17 protein-coding genes, 1 tRNA gene and 1 other RNA gene are annotated in these 16659 nt (G+C 67.2%); 9 read left to right on the forward strand and 10 right to left on the reverse strand.

The window, feature by feature from the left end:
- Positions 1-132 precede the first annotated feature (132 nt).
- Positions 133-2913 (reverse strand): pyruvate dehydrogenase (acetyl-transferring), homodimeric type, encoded by a 2781-nt coding sequence (gene aceE / locus E7Y32_RS11985; RefSeq protein ID WP_186466983.1) that lies wholly within the window; start codon positions 2911-2913, stop codon positions 133-135.
- 435 nt (positions 2914-3348) lie between these two features.
- Here aceE and E7Y32_RS11990 point away from each other — a divergent pair, with 435 nt between their 5' ends.
- The 5 genes from E7Y32_RS11990 (at position 3349) to E7Y32_RS12010 (ending at position 5789) form a co-directional block, all read left to right on the forward strand.
- Entirely contained in the window at positions 3349-3768 is a 420-nt protein-coding gene (locus E7Y32_RS11990) for a DUF3052 domain-containing protein (protein ID WP_146337308.1), read from the forward strand.
- A complete protein-coding gene (locus E7Y32_RS11995) occupies positions 3765-4268 on the forward strand; it encodes a peroxiredoxin (RefSeq protein ID WP_146337309.1) in 504 nt (167 codons plus the stop codon). The genes E7Y32_RS11990 and E7Y32_RS11995 overlap by 4 nt, the downstream gene beginning before the upstream one ends.
- Before the next feature lie 17 nt (positions 4269-4285).
- Positions 4286-5206, forward strand: coding sequence for an NAD-dependent protein deacetylase (locus E7Y32_RS12000; RefSeq protein ID WP_146337310.1), 921 nt, complete (start codon positions 4286-4288; stop codon positions 5204-5206).
- A gap of 100 nt (positions 5207-5306) precedes the next feature.
- Positions 5307-5382 (forward strand) — tRNA-Val (locus E7Y32_RS12005).
- Positions 5383-5498: 116 nt separating this feature from the next.
- Positions 5499-5789: a hypothetical protein gene (locus E7Y32_RS12010; protein ID WP_146337311.1), complete on the forward strand. Its 291-nt coding sequence runs from the start codon at positions 5499-5501 to the stop codon at positions 5787-5789.
- A 195-nt stretch (positions 5790-5984) separates the two neighbouring features.
- Here the strand turns inward: E7Y32_RS12010 and E7Y32_RS12015 are convergent, their stop codons facing one another.
- On the reverse strand, positions 5985-6713 hold the full coding sequence (locus tag E7Y32_RS12015; protein WP_146337312.1) for a FadR/GntR family transcriptional regulator: 729 nt from the start codon (positions 6711-6713) through the stop codon (positions 5985-5987).
- A gap of 228 nt (positions 6714-6941) precedes the next feature.
- On the opposite strand from E7Y32_RS12015, the gene gndA reads away from it, so the two are divergent.
- The gene (gene gndA, locus E7Y32_RS12020; protein WP_146337313.1) at positions 6942-8378 is read left to right on the forward strand and encodes an NADP-dependent phosphogluconate dehydrogenase; all 1437 of its coding nucleotides are present in this window, start codon (positions 6942-6944) and stop codon (positions 8376-8378) included.
- A gap of 88 nt (positions 8379-8466) precedes the next feature.
- On the opposite strand, the gene E7Y32_RS12025 is transcribed toward gndA, so the two are convergent.
- The 4 genes from E7Y32_RS12025 to msrA form a co-directional block, all read right to left on the reverse strand.
- Positions 8467-9150, reverse strand: a complete 684-nt coding sequence (locus E7Y32_RS12025; protein ID WP_146337314.1) for a Type 1 glutamine amidotransferase-like domain-containing protein — start codon at positions 9148-9150, stop codon at positions 8467-8469.
- A gap of 67 nt (positions 9151-9217) precedes the next feature.
- Entirely contained in the window at positions 9218-9802 is a 585-nt protein-coding gene (gene epsC, locus E7Y32_RS12030; RefSeq protein ID WP_138769044.1) for a serine O-acetyltransferase EpsC, read from the reverse strand.
- Between the two features lie 36 nt (positions 9803-9838).
- Positions 9839-10774 carry a cysteine synthase A gene (gene cysK, locus E7Y32_RS12035; protein ID WP_146337315.1) on the reverse strand — a complete coding sequence of 312 codons (936 nt, stop codon included), beginning with the start codon at positions 10772-10774 and terminating at the stop codon, positions 9839-9841.
- Positions 10775-10841: 67 nt separating this feature from the next.
- A complete protein-coding gene (msrA, locus tag E7Y32_RS12040) occupies positions 10842-11366 on the reverse strand; it encodes a peptide-methionine (S)-S-oxide reductase MsrA (protein ID WP_146337316.1) in 525 nt (174 codons plus the stop codon).
- Between the two features lie 99 nt (positions 11367-11465).
- Between msrA and E7Y32_RS12045 the strand changes: the two genes are divergently transcribed.
- Both E7Y32_RS12045 and E7Y32_RS12050 read left to right on the forward strand, forming a co-directional pair.
- Positions 11466-12368, forward strand: a complete 903-nt coding sequence (locus tag E7Y32_RS12045) for a Nif3-like dinuclear metal center hexameric protein (protein WP_146337317.1) — start codon at positions 11466-11468, stop codon at positions 12366-12368.
- Between the two features lie 122 nt (positions 12369-12490).
- Complete coding sequence (locus E7Y32_RS12050) at positions 12491-13228, forward strand: zinc ribbon domain-containing protein (RefSeq protein WP_146337318.1); 738 nt, start codon at positions 12491-12493, stop codon at positions 13226-13228.
- Here E7Y32_RS12050 and E7Y32_RS12055 read toward each other — a convergent pair.
- From E7Y32_RS12055 to E7Y32_RS12065, 3 genes are all read right to left on the reverse strand, one after another.
- Entirely contained in the window at positions 13225-13989 is a 765-nt protein-coding gene (locus E7Y32_RS12055; RefSeq protein ID WP_146337319.1) for a YaaA family protein, read from the reverse strand. The genes E7Y32_RS12050 and E7Y32_RS12055 overlap by 4 nt on opposite strands.
- A gap of 23 nt (positions 13990-14012) precedes the next feature.
- Positions 14013-14933, reverse strand: a complete 921-nt coding sequence (locus E7Y32_RS12060) for an alpha/beta hydrolase family protein (protein ID WP_146337320.1) — start codon at positions 14931-14933, stop codon at positions 14013-14015.
- A 63-nt stretch (positions 14934-14996) separates the two neighbouring features.
- Positions 14997-15878: a slipin family protein gene (locus E7Y32_RS12065; RefSeq protein ID WP_222433479.1), complete on the reverse strand. Its 882-nt coding sequence runs from the start codon at positions 15876-15878 to the stop codon at positions 14997-14999.
- Positions 15879-15986: 108 nt separating this feature from the next.
- Between E7Y32_RS12065 and rnpB the strand changes: the two genes are divergently transcribed.
- Positions 15987-16380: RNase P RNA component class A (rnpB, locus tag E7Y32_RS12070), an RNA gene on the forward strand.
- Between the two features lie 63 nt (positions 16381-16443).
- Here the strand turns inward: rnpB and E7Y32_RS16300 are convergent.
- A complete protein-coding gene (locus tag E7Y32_RS16300) occupies positions 16444-16596 on the reverse strand; it encodes a hypothetical protein (RefSeq protein WP_175320881.1) in 153 nt (50 codons plus the stop codon).
- Positions 16597-16659 lie beyond the last annotated feature (63 nt).

The raw sequence follows: 16659 nt of genomic DNA on the forward strand, positions 1-16659 counted from the left end.
CCGGCCAAGCTCCATTTGTGCAAAGGCTACAACGGGCCTTGTCGCGGATCACAGTGCAGGGCCACCGTCGTTAACGCCCGACGGCGGCCCCCACCGTGGTGGGAACCGCCGTCGTGCGCTGTTCGGCCGGCTCTAGGAGTCGCCGCCCGCGTTGCCGGTGGTGCCGGCGTTGACGTTGAGCAGGCGGTATTTCTCGATGGCCTGGGCCGGAGCCTGGGCGTCGACCTCGCCGCGGCGGGCCAGCATCTGCAGCGAACGGACCACAATCGAGTGGGTGTCGTTCTTGAAGAAGCGGCGCGCTGCGGCGCGGGTGTCGGAGAAGCCGAAGCCGTCGGCGCCGAGCGAGGCGAACTCGTTCGGGATGAACTGCCGGATCTGGTCCGGGACGGCCTTCATGTAGTCCGAGACCGCCACGATCGGTCCGGTGGCCCCCGCGAGCTGCTCGGTGACGAACGGGACGCGGGCCGGCTGGCCAGGGTTCAGGAAGGCCTCTTCCTCGGCGGCCATGGCGTCGCGGCGCAGTTCGGTCCAGGAGGTCACGGACCAGACATCGGCGGAGACACCCCAGTCGTCGGCGAGGATCCGCTGGGCCTCCAGGGCCCACGGCACGGACACGCCGGAGGCGAGGATCTGCGTGCGTGGGCCGTCGATCTTGGCCGGCGCCAGCAGGTAGATGCCCTTGATGATGCCCTCGGCGTCGAGCTCGGCCGGTGCCGGCGGCTGGACGATCGGCTCGTTGTAGACCGTGATGTAGTACATCACGTTCCGCGACGGGTCGTTGTCCGCGGGCCCGGGACCGTACATCCGGTTGAGCCCGTCGCGCATGATGACGCCGATCTCGTAACCGTAGGCCGGGTCGTAGGTGACGACGGCCGGGTTGGTCGAGGCCAGGATCGGGGAGTGGCCGTCGGCGTGCTGCAGGCCTTCGCCGGTGAGCGTGGTCCGTCCGGCGGTCGCGCCAATGATGAACCCGCGGGTCATCTGGTCGGCGGCGGCCCAGAAGGAGTCGCCGGTGCGCTGGAAGCCGAACATCGAGTAGAAGACGTAGATCGGGATCAGCGGTTCGCCGTGCGTGGCGTAGGAGGTGCCCGCGGCGGTGAAGGCGGCAACCGAACCGGCCTCGTTGATGCCCGCGTGCACAATCTGGCCGGCGATGGATTCCTTGTACGCCAGGACCAGGTCGCGGTCCACGGACAGGTAGTTCTGGCCGTTGGGGTTGTAGATCTTCGCCGTCGGGAAGAACGCGTCCATGCCGAAGGTGCGTGCCTCATCGGGGATGATCGGCACGATCCGGGTGCCGAAGTCCTTGTCCCGCATCAGGTCCTTGAGGAGCCGGACGAACGCCATGGTGGTGGCGGCCTGCTGCTTGCCGGATCCGCGGTTGGCGACCTCGTACGCCTTGTCGCCCGGCAGGGTGACGTCGGTGTGCTTGGAGCGGCGTTCCGGGACGAACCCGCCGAGGGCGCGGCGGCGTTCCATCAGGTACTGGATCTCCGGGGCGTCGGCGCCGGGGTGGTAGTACGGCGGCTGGTACGGGTCGGCCTCGAGCTGTTCGTCCGTGATCGGGATGCGCAGGTGGTCGCGGAAGGCCTTGAGGTCCGCCAGCGTGAGCTTCTTCATCTGGTGGGTCGCGTTGCGGCCCTCGAAGTGGGTGCCCAGGCCGTAGCCCTTGACCGTGTGGGCCAGGATGACCGTGGGCTTGCCCTTGAACTCGGTGGCGGCCTTGTACGCGGCGTAGACCTTGTTGTAGTCGTGGCCGCCGCGCTTGAGGTTCCAGATTTCCTGGTCCGTCATGTCCGCGACCATGTCCTTGGTCTGCGGGGTTTTGCCGAAGAAGTGCTCGCGGACGAACCCGCCGGATTCGGCCTTGTAGGTCTGGTAGTCGCCGTCGACCGTCTCGTTCATGATCTTCACGAGCGATCCGTCTTCGTCCTTGGCGAGCAGGTTGTCCCACTCGCGGCCCCAGACGACCTTGATGACGTTCCAGCCGGCGCCGCGGAAGAACGCTTCGAGCTCCTGCATGATCTTGCCGTTGCCGCGGACCGGGCCGTCGAGGCGCTGCAGGTTGCAGTTGATGACGAAGTTAAGGTTGTCCAGCTTGTCGTTCGCGGCGAGCTGGAGCAGGCCGCGGGACTCCGGCTCGTCCATTTCGCCGTCGCCCAGGAACGCCCAGACCTGCTGGTCGGAGGTGTCCTTGAGGCCGCGGTTGTGCAGGTAACGGTTCGACTGCGCCTGGTAGATGGCGTTCATCGGGCCGATGCCCATCGACACGGTGGGGAACTCCCAGAACTCCGGCATGAGGCGCGGGTGCGGGTAGCTGGAAAGGGCGTGGCCCTCCTTGGACTTCTCCTGGCGGAAGCCGTCCAGGTCCTCCTCGGTCAGCCGGCCTTCCATAAAGGCGCGGGCGTACATGCCGGGGGAGGCGTGGCCCTGGAAGAAGATCTGGTCTCCGCCGCCGGGGTGGTCCTTGCCGCGGAAGAAGTGGTTGAATCCGACCTCGTAGAGGGTCGCGGCGCCCGCGTAGGTGGAGATGTGCCCGCCGACGCCGATGTCGGGGCGTTGCGAGCGGTGCACCATAACGGCGGCGTTCCAACGCAGCCACGCGCGGTACTTGCGTTCAATCTCCTCGTCGCCCGGGAACGGCGCTTCCTGGTCCACCGGGATGGTGTTGACGTAGTCGGTGGTGGTCACCATCGGCACGCCCACGCTCTGGGCGCCGGCCCGCTGGAGCAGGCTCCGCATGATGTACTGGGCACGCTCGGTGCCCTGTTCCTGAATCAGGGTGTCCAGGGACTCCAGCCATTCGGCGGTCTCTTCCGGATCACGATCAGGCAGCTGGTTAGTCAACCCGCTGAGGATATGGGAGGTATCTTCTCCTGCAGCCACGTCCAACCTCTCTTTGAGCGCATTCATCGGCACCCTCAGCTCCGGCAGGGTAACTGCCTGGCGTGAACGCGACGTGTGCGACATATCGGTAACAACAGCCCGGTCCTGTACGCCGGGCTAGGTCCAATCACAACCATGCCTGCGTGTCGTAGCGGGCGTTCGCCCGCGCAGGCATAGTCGTCATCAGCCACTCTAGCCGTGTGCGTCCGCGGATGCGTAGCTGTCCCATGGGGCCGCCGCCGTATTTCACGGGCATACTGGTTCTGTGACGCGGACCCTCCCCGGGGCCCCCGGAACGGCCGGTGTGACGCAGAATATGGCGGATCGCGGCCCCTGCAGCTTGAAGCAAAGGCCCAAAGGGTGTTGGCTTGTAGTAATGGAAATCACTAGCACCACTGGAATCACTGAGCAGTATCCCTGTACGTATCACCAGCAAACGAACAAACAGCATAGGAGCAACACGTGAGCGAGGCCGACGCCGCCACTTCGGTGAATGTGGCGGAAAAATTGGGTTTCAAAAACGGAGATCTGATTCAGGAATTCGGTTATGACGACGACGTCGACTTCGACTTGCGTGACGACATCGAGGACCTTACCGGTTCGGAACTCTTCGACGAGGACGACCATGAGGTTGTCGACGCCGTGATCCTCTGGTGGCGCTCCGACGACGGGGACCTCGTGGACACCTTGGTCGGCTCGCGGACCACCCTCACCGAGGGCGGTGTGGTCTGGGTACTGACGCCCAAGTCAGGACGCGTCGGCTACGTCTCCCCGGCGGACATCCAGGACGCGGCCCCCACCGCAGGGCTGCATTACACCACCTCTGCCGGCGTTTCCAAAGACTGGAGCGCCACCCGCCTGGTCACGCGGAAGAACAAGTGAGCCAACCGGCCCCCGCAGCGGCGGCTTCATCCACGGCCGTGCCGGCCGTCGGCGTGCCCGCCCCTGACTTTGAGCTGGTCAACCAGTTCGGCGAACCCGTCCGGCTTTCGGAACTGCGCGGACGCGCCGTGGTCCTGGTGTTCTTCCCGTTTGCCTTCTCCGGCATCTGCACGGGCGAACTCTGCGAAATCCGCGACAACCTGGCGCTCTTCGAAGACGCCGACGCCGCTGTGCTCGGGGTGTCGGTGGACAGCAAGTTTGCCCAGCGCGCCTACGCGGAGCGGGAAGGCTACACCTTCGACCTGCTCGCGGACTTCTGGCCGCACGGGGCCGTCGCGGAGCAGTACGGCGTTTTTGATCAGGAAAGCGGCATGGCCAGGCGTGGCACGTTCATCATCGACGCCGACGGCATCGTCCGCTATGTCGTTGTGAACCCCCGCGGCCAGGCCCGGGACTTCGCCGAATACCGCGCCGCGCTGGCAGGACTCACGGGGAACTGACGGCGGGGACTTGCGCGATGAGGCAACGACGGCCCGGCGTGGGCATGACTGGCTTCGCCAGCCTGCCGCCGGTCGCCGCCGCCGAACCCGCGCGCAGCGAGCTGGAAATCCTCGCGGAAATCCATGACGTCCTCGCAGGTCAGAGGTTCGCACTGTTGACCGGCGCGGGGCTGAGCACGGATTCCGGCATTCCGGACTACCGGGGTCCCGGCGCCGCTCCGCGGGCGCCGATGACCTACCAGGAGTTCGTTGGCGCTGCCGAGAACCGCCGGCGCTACTGGGCACGGAACCATATCGGCTGGTCGCATCTGCGCCGGGCCGACCCCAACGCCGGCCACCTCGCCGCCGCCCGGCTGGAACACCGCGGACTCCTCACCGGCCTGATCACCCAAAACGTGGACCGGCTGCATGAGGACGCCGGAAGCGTCAACGTGGTGGACCTGCACGGCCGCTTCGACCGGGTTGCCTGCCTGGGCTGCCAGCGCCGCTACAGCCGGTCGCTGCTAGCCGGGGTCCTGGAGGAACTCAACCCCGGCTTCCTCACCGACGCCCTCGCCGCCGGGGTCGTTGAGATGGCTCCCGACGCCGACGCCACCGTGGAGGACGCGGAGCTAATCGCGGGTTTTGTCGTTGCGAACTGCCCGGCCTGCGGCGGCACGCTGAAACCGGACTTTGTCTACTTCGGCGAGAACGTCCCCAAGGACCGGGTGGAGCGCTCCTACGCCATGGTGGACGAGGCCGGGGCCCTGCTGGTGGCGGGGTCGTCCCTGACCGTGATGAGCGGGCTGCGGTTCGTCCGGCACGCGGCGAAGCAGGGCAAAGCCGTGGTGATCGTCAACCGGGGCCAGACCCGCGGCGATGACCTGGCCACCATCAAGCTGGAGGCCGGCGTGAGCGAGGCCTTGACCTGGCTGGCTGAGGAACTTCCGGCCCTCTGACGCCGGCCCGGCGGGGCGGCGCCGATTGGCATTTCCCTGGCCGGTTCCGGTAGAGTCATTGTTCGTTGGTTGACGCATTGAAGTGCGGAACCGACACCTTGGGTCTTTAGCTCAGCTGGTAGAGCGCCACGTTTACACCGTGGATGTCATCGGTTCGATCCCGGTAGGACCCACCAGGGAAAACCCCGCCGCAGCAGGCCAGATGGCCGGCCGCGGCGGGGTTTTTTGCTGCCTAGACGCTTCGGTACCGGTCGCCGTGAAAATGTCGGTGCCCGGCCGTACCGTCGCTGGCATGGAACATGTGATGGTGAAGACCGGGCCGGACGGGCGCCCGGTGGCGGTGGTCCGCGGCGGCCGCGAATGGCTGATCGGGGCCGAACCGGTGCGCTGGTTCGAGCGGGTGAGCTGGTGGGAGGCGGAGCGCCGGATGCCGAAGGGCCTGAGCCGGGTGGATGTCGAGGTGTGGCAGGTCCAGGCGAGGCTGGGCCGGAACGGCGGGTCGGCGCTGACCACCATGGAAATTATCCGGGACGGCCTCGGCGGTGGCTGGAGGCTCCGGGAGGCGGTGGCGGACGCCGCCTGAGCGGCGGCTGGCAACCCTGGCGAACGGGGCAGGGCGCAGGCAATGGAAAAGCCTTCCACCGCGACTATTGGGGGATGCCGCGGTGGAAGGCTTGTAGAAAATATACCGTGGATGCGTCCAAATGTGAAACGCCTAGCGGTTGAATTACGCCACATACAGGACTAATTACAGCCAGGTCCGGCCCGGATTGTCGGCCTATCGGGGCTGGACCGGCACGAACACCCGGGGCTGGTCCCGCCAGCTCGGTTCCATGTCGGCGATCGTCTCGCGCATGATCTTGTCCGAGGCTTCGCGGGCGGCCTTGCCGTCGCCGGCAGCGATCGCCTCCGCCACGTCCACATGCCACTGCAGCGCCGTGGTCCGCGGGTGGTCCGGCATCAGGCCGTGGACGGTGCGGCCGGTCAGGGTCTCGGCCACCTGGCCCACCATGTTGGCGAACATCTCATTCCCGGAGCCGGTCAGGAGCAGGGAATGGAAGCGGATGTCCAGGTCCAGGAAGCGGGGCACATCGCCGGCCACCCCGGCCTCCCGCATGGCGTGCGAGATTTCCACCAGCTCGCTGCGGAGTTCGTCCGGGGCGTTGGCGGCCGCCAGTTCGGCCGCAACAGGTTCGACGGCGGTGCGTAGTTCCGCCAGCGACCGCAGTTGGGCGCCGCGGCCCTCGCCGGCCAGGCGCCAGCGGATCACGAGCGGGTCGAAGGGGTTCCAGCGGCTGGCTGGCAGCACCCGGATGCCGACGCGTTTGATGGTCTCCACCAGGCCCAGGGACTGCAGCACGCGCACGGCCTCGCGGACAACCGAGCGGGAGACTTTCAGCTCGTCCTCGAGGTGCTCGGCCAGCATGACGTGGCCGGCGGGGAGCTCGCCGGTGACAATCCGCGCCCCCAGATGCTCGATGGCGCGGTGATGGAGGCTGGTTGACATAAACGTAAGCATAGTGGCGCAGGTCCCAGTCCCGGCGGCGGAAGGCGCTGTGGCCGCGGAAAAACATAGACTGTTTGTGACGCGCCGTATTCCGCCACGTGGGCACTGCTTTCAAGCGGTCCGCAGAAATACATATGGTTTATTGACAGCCATTGGTCCCAGGAAGCGTGTTCCGCAGCATGTGCGGGACGAACTGCACTCGATGCACAGAATGAATTGGAGTTTTTGATGTCAGCACACATCGGTGTCACCGGCCTCGCGGTGATGGGGGCCAACCTGGCCCGGAACCTGGCCCGTAACGGCTTCACCGTTGCCCTGCACAACCGGTCCGTGGAAAAAACCGACGCGCTCCTCGAAAAGCACGGCCACGACGGCGACTTTGTCCGCACCGAAACGCTTCAGGAACTCGTTGACTCGCTGGAGAAGCCGCGCCGCGTGCTGATCATGGTCAAGGCCGGCAAACCGGTGGACTCCGTGATCGAGCAGCTCGAGCCGCTGCTGGAACCGGGCGACATCATCATTGACGCCGGCAACTCGCACTACGAGGACACCCGCCGCCGCGAGGCCGCCCTCGCCAAAAAGGACCTCCACTTCGTTGGCATCGGCGTCTCCGGCGGCGAGGAAGGCGCCCTCAACGGCCCGTCGATCATGCCCGGCGGCTCCAAGGAGTCCTACGAGGCCCTCGGCCCGCTGCTGGAGAAGATCGCCGCCCACGTCGACGGCCAGCCCTGCTGCGCCTGGATCGGCACCGACGGCGCCGGCCACTTCGTGAAGATGGTCCACAACGGCATCGAGTACGCCGACATGCAGGTCATCGGCGAGGCCTTCGACCTGCTGCGCTCCGGCGCCGGGATCGAACCGGCCGAGCAGTCCAAGATCTTCGCAGAGTGGAACAAGGGCGAGCTTGCTTCGTTCCTGATCGAAATTTCCGCCGAGGTCCTCGGCCACGTTGACGCCAAGTCCGGCAAGCCGTTCGTCGACGTCGTTGTGGACGCCGCCGGGCAGAAGGGCACCGGCCGCTGGACGGTTATCTCCGCCCTGGAGCTTGGCTCCCCGACGTCGGGCATCGCCGAATCGGTCTTCGCCCGTGCCCTGTCCTCCCAGGCGGAGCAGCGCAAGCTGGCCCAGGAACTGCTCGCCGGCGGCGAGGCCGCCGTCGAGGTGCCCGAGACCTTCGTCGAGGACGTCCGGCAGGCGCTGTATGCTTCCAAGCTGGTCTCCTACGCCCAGGGGCTGGACATGCTCACCTCCGCCGCCAAGGAATACGCCTGGGATCTCAAGCTGGACGAGATCGCCTCGCTGTGGCGCGGCGGCTGCATCATCCGCGCCGAGCTGCTCAAGGAAATCACCAAGGCCTACGCCGCCCAGGAAAAGCCGGCCAACCTGCTGTTCGCCCCGGCGTTCACCAAGGCGATCGCCGAGGTCCTCCCGGCCTGGCGCCGGGTGGTGGCCACCGCCGTGCAGCTGGGCATTCCGGTGCCGGTGTTCTCCTCCTCGCTGGCGTACTACGACGGGCTGCGCCGCAAGCGCCTCCCGGCCGCCGTGATCCAGGGCCAGCGCGACCTCTTCGGTGCACACACCTATGGCCGGATCGACACGGAGGGCACCTTCCACACCTTGTGGGGCGAGGACAAGTCCGAGATCGCTGCGGTGGACACGCACTAGTCCACGCCGTTTCCGGCCCGGCGGCCGGCGCTTCCCGAGACTCCGGGGGCGCCGGCCGCTGCCGTACCTTCTACAAACGATTCCCCGGCTAGCGGGGGACCGGCACCGGCTCCGACCCGAACTTCGTCCATCGTCCTTCGGAGACCACCTCGACGGCGCCGTTGACCACGGTGATGGCCGTCTGCTCGTCGATGGCGTAGGCCGGGGCGCCGAGGTCGGCGGCCCAACGCTCTGCGGCGGCCTGGCTGTTCCCCGGGAAAGCGTCCAGGTGCGGGAAGATTGAGAAGCCGACGACGCCCAGCGTGCGGTCGTCCGCGGCATTTGGCCAGGCGACGAAGGAGGCCCCGATCCGGGGTGTCATCACCATGCTTCCGGCGCTCACTCCCACCCACACCGTGTCGCGCAGCGAAGGCAGCAGATCGGCCAGCCCGGACTCCCGCATCCAGTGGCACAGGTAAGTCGCGTCGCCGCCGTCGACCAGGAGCACGTCGGCGTCCCGGACCCAGGGGATCCATCGCTCCGCTCCGATGGAGGGAAGGGCGGTGAGCTCGAGGACCCCGAGCGAGGCCCAGCCCAGGCCGGAGAAGTGCTGCCACCTGGGCTCCGCGGCGACGAGGCCGCGCACCGAGGCGGGCCCGCACATCGGGTGACCCCACTGGGCGGTCGGGACCACCAGGGCGTGGCATTCGGCGGGAGGCTTGCCAAGAAGCTGTACGAGGGCAGCGTGGATGCTCGGGTTCGTGACGCCGCCTGAGGTGAGCAAGAGCTTCAAGGTGCCTCCAAATTCGTGCGGAAGGTGGATGTGCTTGAAGACCCGGGGCCGGGGCGCCGCGGAACCCTTAGATCCGGTACTCGATCAGGTATTCGGCCGGGTCGACGGCGGGCTTGGTTTCGCGCTGCGCGTCGCGGTGCCGCCAGGTGGCCGGCACGCCGGTCAGGATTGATTCGGCCGGGGCGTCCTTGACCACCACGGCGTTGGCGCCGATGGCGCTGTCCCGCCCGATCGTGATGGGCCCAAGGACCTTCGCGCCGGCGCCGATCACCACGCGGTCCTCGATTGTGGGGTGCCGCTTGATCTTGGCGAGCGAGCGGCCGCCGAGGGTGACGCCGTGGTAGATCATGACGTCCTCGCCGATTTCGGCGGTCTCGCCGATAACGACGCCCATGCCATGGTCGATGAAGAAGCGGCGGCCGATGGTGGCACCGGGGTGGATCTCGATGCCGGTCAGGAAACGTGCCAGCTGCGAAATAAGCCGCGCCGGAAAACGCAGCGACGGGTTCTGCCAAAGCCGGTGCGTCAGGCGGTGCGCCCAGATCGCGTGCAGGCCGGAATAGGCAAAGAAGTTTTCGAAAGAACCCCGCGCCGCCGGGTCGTGGGACCGGGCGGCGTCGAGGTCTTCCTTCAGTCTTGCGAAGAAGCTCACAAAGACCTTTCTACGAATTCTTGGTCACGGCCGGAATCAGCCGCGGATGTCGTCGTACAGCACGGTGGAAATGTAGCGCTCCCCGAAATCGCAGACAACGGCAACAATCAGTTTACCGGCGTTCTCCGGACGCTTGGCGAGCTCCAGGGCCGCCCAGACGATCGCGCCGGAGGAGATGCCGCCGAGGATGCCCTCCTTGACGCCGAGGTCGCGGGCCACGCGGACCGAGTCCTCCAGACTGGCGTCGATGACCTCGTCGTAGACGTTTGTGTCCAGGATGTCTGGGACGAAGTTGGCGCCGAGGCCCTGGATCTTGTGCGGGCCCGGGGCGCCGCCGTTGAGGATGGGGGAGTCTTTGGGCTCGACGGCGACGATCTGCACGTCCGGCTTGCGTTCCTTGAGGACCTGCCCGACGCCGGTGACGGTTCCGCCGGTGCCGACGCCGGCGACGAAGATGTCCACCTTGCCGTCGGTGTCCGACCAGACTTCCTCTGCCGTGGTCCGGCGGTGGACCTCGGGGTTGGCCTCGTTGGCGAACTGCTGGGCCCAGATGGAGTTCTCCGTGTTGGCCACGATCTCCTGGGCCTTCTCCACCGCTCCGCGCATGCCCTCGGACCCGGGGGTCAGCACGATCTCGGCACCGTAGGCCCGGAGCATGACGCGGCGTTCCGTTGACATGGTCTCCGGCATGGTGAGGATGACCTTGTAGCCGCGGGCAGCACCGACCATGGCCAGCGCGATGCCCGTGTTGCCGGAGGTTCCCTCCACGATGGTGCCGCCGGGCTTCAGTGCGCCGGACTTCTCCGCCGCGTCGATGATGGCGACACCGATCCGGTCCTTGACGCTGTTGGCCGGGTTGTAGAACTCCAGCTTGACCGCCACCGTGGCGTCCAGGCCTTCGCTCAGCCGGTTGAGGCGGACCAGCGGGGTGCCGCCAACCAGCTGGGTAACATCGTCATAGATCCGTGCCATGGGTATATGTGCCTATCTGTGAAGAGGGAATTCTAAGGTCAGCCTAACGATGGCGATTAAGCCCTAGCTAAGCATTAAGCCATGCAGAGTAATATTTCCTGGCCTTCGCGAGCTTCGGGTTGATGATCACCTGGCAGTAGCCCTGCTCGGGATATTTCGCGTAGTAGTTCTGGTGGAAATCCTCGGCCACATGGAAGCGGGGCAGCCGGCTCACCTCGGTGACGATCGGGTCCGCCCACAGCTCCTGGTTCCGTTCGATGGCCTCTTCGAACAGGATCTTCTCCTCGGTTGTCTCATAGAACATCGAGGACCGGTACTGGGTGCCGACGTCGTAACCCTGCCGGTTCAGCGTGGTGGGGTCGTGCAGGGCGAAGAACATGTCCAGGATGACCTCGGCCGGGATCACGTCCTCGTCGAAGGTCACCGCCACCACCTCGGCGTGGCCGGTGGTCCCGGAGCACACGGAGTAGTAATCGGGGTTGCGGTCATGGCCACCGGTGTAGCCCGAAACAACCGAGCTGACACCCTTGGTCTTCTGATAGACAGCGTCGAGGCACCAGAAGCAGCCCCCGCCGAGCACGAAAGTTCTCATGCCCTGTTCAATGGACAAGGGGCCCGGATCATTCCCGAGCCCGGCAGGCCGGACGCCCGGCGCGGCGGCCGGCGCCGCCGATAGGGTAAAAATGAGGGTATGGAACCTGAGAACACCGACGTTTCAGCGCAGGCCGCCGACGCGCAGTCCGCCGCAAATACCGGCGGGGCCGCCACGCTGGGCATGATCCTGCTGGCCGTCGAGGAGCTCTGGCCCGAATCGCTGGCGGAAGACTGGGACGAGGTGGGCCTCGTGGCCGGGCACCCTTCCGCCGAGGTGAGCAGGATCCTCTTCGCCGTCGACCCCACTCTCGAAGTCATTGAGGAAGCCGTCGCCTGGGGCGCCCAACTGCTCATCACGCACCACCCCCTGTTGCTCAAGGGCGTCACCTCGGTGGCGGCCAACACTCCCAAGGGCAAGGCCGTGCACCGGCTGATTGAGTCCGGGACCGCCCTGCTGACCGTCCACACCAACGGTGATTCCGCCGTCGGCGGTGTCTCCGACGTGCTGGCCGACGCGCTGGGCCTGCGGGACGTGGTGCCGCTGACTCCGGCCGCCAACGGACTGCCCGAAGAGGGGATCGGGCGGGTCGGTGACCTCGCCGAGGTCCAGACGCTCGGGGATTTCGCCGCACAGGTTTTCAGCATCTTGCCCTCCGTCGCCGGCGGCGTCCGGGTCTCCGGCGACCGGGACGGCCTGGTCCGCCGGGTGGCCCTGTGCGGCGGTGCGGGTGATTCACTCCTCAATGAGGTCCGCGCGAACAACGCGGACGTCTACCTGACCGCGGACCTGCGCCACCACCCGGCGTCGGAGGCCCGCGAGGCCGCCGTGAACGACCGGCCCTACCTGATCGACGTCTCGCACTTCGCCAGCGAGTGGTTGTGGCTGCCGGCGGCCGCCGAGGCCCTCGGGAACGTGCTGACCGACCAGGGGCACGACATCGAGATCCGGGTCAGCACCACCAACAGCGACCCGTGGGACTTCATTCTGACTCCGGGCTGAGCCTGGCGTTCGTGGCTGCGGGTCAGCTTAGCGAGGCCGGGGAGCACGCTACGCGCTAGAGTCTAGGGGAGCGCCGATACGGTGCCCGGCTCCGGCCGGTAAGTGAACAAGCGGAGGAAATAGTGGCCAAGGCAGCACCGGCGGAACAGTTGAAGTTGCTCGAATTGCAGGGACTCGATGCCAAAATCAAGTCCCTGTCCAACCGCCGCCGCAGCCTTGAGAGCGACTCCCGGATCACCGACCTGGAGGCCGCCCTCAGCGTGGCCAACGGCGAGCTCGGGGCAGCGAAGGTCGCCGTGCACGACGCCGAACTCGAGCTCAAGCGCGCCGAGGCCGACGTCGAACAGGTGGCCTCCCGGATCGAACGCGACGAGGCCAGGCTCAACAGCGGCACCGGTCTGTCCAAGGACCTCGTGGCCCTCCAGCGCGACATCGCCTCGCTGAACAAACGCCGCTCGGACCTGGAGGACGTCGAGCTCGAGGTCCTGGAACGGCTCGATTCGCTGCGCCTGCGCCAGGCCACGCAGCAGCAGATCGTGGATGACATCCAGGGGTCCTTCGGCGCCATCCGCGCCGAACTGGACGAGCAGCTGGCCGAAGTGGCCGCCGAGCTGACCGTCGTGCGCGGCCAGCGCGCCGAGTTCGCTGAGGGACTGGACTCGGGGATGCTCGCCGTCTACGAAAAAACCCTCGCCAAGCGCGGCGTGGGCGCGGCCCGGCTCTTCCACGGCACCTCCGAAGGTTCCGGCATGCAGCTGAGCCCCGGAGACCTCGCCGAGATCAAGGCCGCCGCCGAGGACGACATCGTCTTCTGCCCCGACTCCGGGTGCATCCTGGTCCGCTCCGCCGAGTGGGCCTAACCGGGCAGGATGAGGTTGAGGGTGTGCGGCTTACGGGCCGTGCCCTCGATGAGCTCCGCCGGCCACTTTTCAGCGGCTGCCCGTTGCAGCTGTGCCGGGGTCTGCGGGGCCTTGCCGCGCCGGCTTAGCAGGTGCCGGGCCAGCTCCCCGCGGGTGTGTTTGGCGAAGTGGCTGACCACCTTGCGCACCCCTTTGACCTCCGTGAAGACGTTGACAGCCACGGTCTGGGCCGGCGGCGGAGCCCAGGCCGCGGCGTAGGTGCTGGAGCGGCAATCGACCAGCAGTTCCCCGGCTGTGGCGGCGGCAAGTGCCTCGGTCAGCTGCGGTTTCCAGAACGAGGCCAGACGTCCGACGTCGGGCAGTGCCGTGCCCATCGAGAGCCGGTACGCCGGCACCCGGTCGCCGAACCGCAGGGCGCCCCAGAGCGCGGAAATCACCAGCACGGACTCGTCCGCCTTCTTCCGTTGCCCGGGCGTCAAGGAACGGTAGCCCAGGGCGTCGTACAGCACCCCGGAGTACACCTGGTGGGCGGGCGCGGCGGGCTCGGCATGCAGCCGGGTGTTGCGTTCGACGTCGGCCGCCAGCGAGGCGCCGACGCCCAGCAGCGCCAGCGCATCCTCGTGCGCGCTGACCGTGCCGAGTGAGTCGAGCACCTTCGCGCGGTAGCTGTTCAGCCCGGGGAAGCTGAGCGAGGAAGGGTCGACGGCGTCGCCGCCGGTTGCGGGGGTCTTGCCTTCGGAGGGCGGCAGCAGAATCAGCACCGTACGATCCTACCGGCGGCGGGCTAGGCGAGTTGGCGGCCGAGGAAGGAGAGCAGGGTGGGCAGAATCAGCCGCCAGTAGGCTTCCTCGTGGCCGCCGGGCTGGTAGCCGCCCTCGACGTGGCCCGGCAGGCCGGCGACGTAGTCCTTGACCGAGGGCAGCAGCGGATCGTCGGTGCCGCAATCGATCCGCTTCGGCAGGTCCTTGAGCCGGGGCCGCAGCGCAAACACGTCGTTGGCCTCGAAGTCCTCCGGGCTGTCGAAGGCCCCCTCCAGCCCGTCGTCGTAGTCGCTCCAGACCGCCGGACTCATGGCGGCGACGGCCCGCAGCCCGGTGATCTTGCCCTGCGAGGCGAGCAACAGGGCGCCAAAGCCTCCCATGGAGAGGCCGAAGAGCCCTAACCGGCCGAGGTCCAGGCCCTGCCGGGCCAGGAACGGGATGAACTCCTCCAGCAGCATGGACTCCGTATCCGTGCCGTCGGTGCGCGGATGCCACCAGCTGTCGCCGCCGTCGACGGAGGCCACCGCGAAGGGCGTTCCGCCGTCCACGAGGTAGCGCTGCAGGACCGCCTGGATGCCCAGTCCGTCGAAGAGGAAACGGTTGTCGCTGCCGGTGCCGTGCAGGAAGAGCGCGACGGGCATCGTGGCCTGTTCGTAGCCGGAGACGACCGGTGTGGCCAGTGACCACCCGGTGGAGGTGTCCGGGCGGAACTTGGTCTCGAAGCTGCCGGAGGTGACTTCCACCCGCGGGGCCGGGGTCCCGGGGACGGCCGCGGTGGACGTCGTCGGCGCCTGGGCGCCAGGCCGATCAGGGCCGGCCGCCGGGGCAGCGGCGCTCGCCTCGGAGTTTTGCGCTGCGGGGGCGCAGGCTGCCAGCGTGGCGGCGCCCACAAAGCCGGCTCCGAGTTCCAGCATCCGCCGGCGGCCAAGCAGCGGCTCATCCATTCCTTGATCTTAGGCGCGAATGCCGGGCGGTGGCCAAGTGCGGCCCCGAGCCGCGGGCGTGGCTCAGGCTACCTTGGCGGGCGGTGCGGGGACAGGGCTCTGGACGGAGTCCGGGGACACCACGGCCGGCGCCGGCAGCGGTGGCCGTGTTGGGGTCGCCGCAGCCTGTGCGGCCTGGTTCTCACGCGCCAGGAAGGCCGACAGCTCGCCGATGGTGCTCATCAGCGGGGCCGGGAAGACGACGGTGGAGTTTTTGTCCACGGCGATCTCCACAAGGGACTGCAGGTTCCGCAGCTGCAGGGCCAGCGGATGCGCCATCATCGTGTCGGACGCTTCGCCCAGGGCGGCGGCCGCGATCGACTCGCCCTCGGCGGCGATGATCTTGGCCCGCTTCTCCCGCTCGGCCTCGGCCTGCCGGGCCATCGCGCGCTTCATGCTTTCGGGCAGTTGGATGTCCTTGAGCTCCACGAGGGTCACCTCGACGCCCCACTCGAGCGTGAGGGCGTCGAGGATTTCGCGGATGTCGCTGTTGATGTGTTCCGTCTCGGACAGGGTCTGGTCCAAGCTGTGCCGGCCGACGACCTTCCGCAGCGTGGTCTGGGCGATCTGGTTGATCGCTGCCGCGACGTTCTCGATCGCCACGACCGACTTCACGGCGTCGATCACCCGGTAGTAGGCCACCGCGGAGATGTCGACACTGACGTTGTCCTGGGTGATGATGCCCTGCGACTGGATCGGCATGGTCACGATCCGCAGGCTGACGAGGTGGAGCCTGTCGATGACCGGAATGATGAAGCGCAGGCCCGGCATCCGGACCCCGATCACCCGGCCCAGCCGGAACAGCACACCCTGCTCGTACTGGCGTACTATCCGGATCGACATCCGCGCCACGATGAGCAGCAAGGCAATGATCAACAACCAAACGACGGCGGCGGTGATGTCCATCCGAATCGCTTCCTTCAGCGGGATTTCTGCTTCCATTCTCCCACCGGCGGGGCCAAAAGGCGCCGGTGGGGCGGGGCTGCCGGGGGAGACCGTAGAATGAACCACGGATGGGTTGACCAGGCGGCCGCGCGTCACGCAAGTGGCTCGAGGAACGTCCGGGCTCCGCAGGGCAGGGTGGTGGGTAACGCCCACTCGGGGTAACCCGCAGGCCAGTGCCACAGAGAATAGACCGCCTGCCCAAGGGCCGTGTCCGCACGGTTCGGGGAGCAGGTAAGGGTGAAACGGCGGTGTAAGAGACCACCAGCTTCCCGGGTGACCGGGAAGGCTAGGTAAACCCCACCCGGAGCAAGGCCAGACAGGACACGTTTGAGGGCTGCCCGCCCGAGTGTCCGGGTAGGCCGCTGGAGGGCGTCGGCAACGGCGTCCGTAGATGGATGGCCGCTACTCCCGCACCGGTAACAGCGCGGGAGCACAGAACCCGGCGTATCGGTCAACCCATCCATCCACACAAAGGGGCCGGCACCATATGGTGCCAGCCCCTATCTAGTAAGTCTTAGTTTTCGGTTCAGGCCTTGGCCTTCCGCTTCACCCAGCCCCACGCCGCCGTGGCGACAAAGAGGACCAGGCCGATCACGGCCAGCCAGAGCAGGCCCTTCACGACGAAGCCCAGGATCGAGAGGATGAGCCAAATGACGAGTAGTGCAACGATGAGTCCCATCCGGCCATCCTAGGGCAGGGGCAGCACCTATCCGCGGACATCCGGTGTGAGTGATTTCACCCC

The sequence above is a fragment of the Arthrobacter sp. UKPF54-2 genome, assembly GCF_007858535.1.
Lineage (GTDB): Bacteria > Actinomycetota > Actinomycetes > Actinomycetales > Micrococcaceae > Arthrobacter.

Excerpts from the sequence above, each read along its gene's own strand:
- msrA (WP_146337316.1), bottom strand. The coding sequence starts at position 11,366 with ATGAGAACTTTCGTGCTCGGCGGGGGCTGCTTCTGGTGCCTCGACGCT.
- E7Y32_RS12015 (WP_146337312.1), bottom strand. The coding sequence starts at position 6,713 with ATGTCAACCAGCCTCCATCACCGCGCCATCGAGCATCTGGGGGCGCGG.
- cysK (WP_146337315.1), bottom strand. The coding sequence starts at position 10,774 with ATGGCACGGATCTATGACGATGTTACCCAGCTGGTTGGCGGCACCCCG.
- E7Y32_RS12065 (WP_222433479.1), bottom strand. The coding sequence starts at position 15,878 with ATGGACATCACCGCCGCCGTCGTTTGGTTGTTGATCATTGCCTTGCTG.
- aceE (WP_186466983.1), bottom strand. The coding sequence starts at position 2,913 with ATGAATGCGCTCAAAGAGAGGTTGGACGTGGCTGCAGGAGAAGATACC.
- E7Y32_RS12045 (WP_146337317.1), top strand. The coding sequence starts at position 11,466 with ATGGAACCTGAGAACACCGACGTTTCAGCGCAGGCCGCCGACGCGCAG.
- E7Y32_RS12010 (WP_146337311.1), top strand. The coding sequence starts at position 5,499 with ATGGAACATGTGATGGTGAAGACCGGGCCGGACGGGCGCCCGGTGGCG.
- E7Y32_RS12060 (WP_146337320.1), bottom strand. The coding sequence starts at position 14,933 with ATGGATGAGCCGCTGCTTGGCCGCCGGCGGATGCTGGAACTCGGAGCC.
- E7Y32_RS16300 (WP_175320881.1), bottom strand. The coding sequence starts at position 16,596 with ATGGGACTCATCGTTGCACTACTCGTCATTTGGCTCATCCTCTCGATC.
- gndA (WP_146337313.1), top strand. The coding sequence starts at position 6,942 with ATGTCAGCACACATCGGTGTCACCGGCCTCGCGGTGATGGGGGCCAAC.
- E7Y32_RS12000 (WP_146337310.1), top strand. The coding sequence starts at position 4,286 with ATGAGGCAACGACGGCCCGGCGTGGGCATGACTGGCTTCGCCAGCCTG.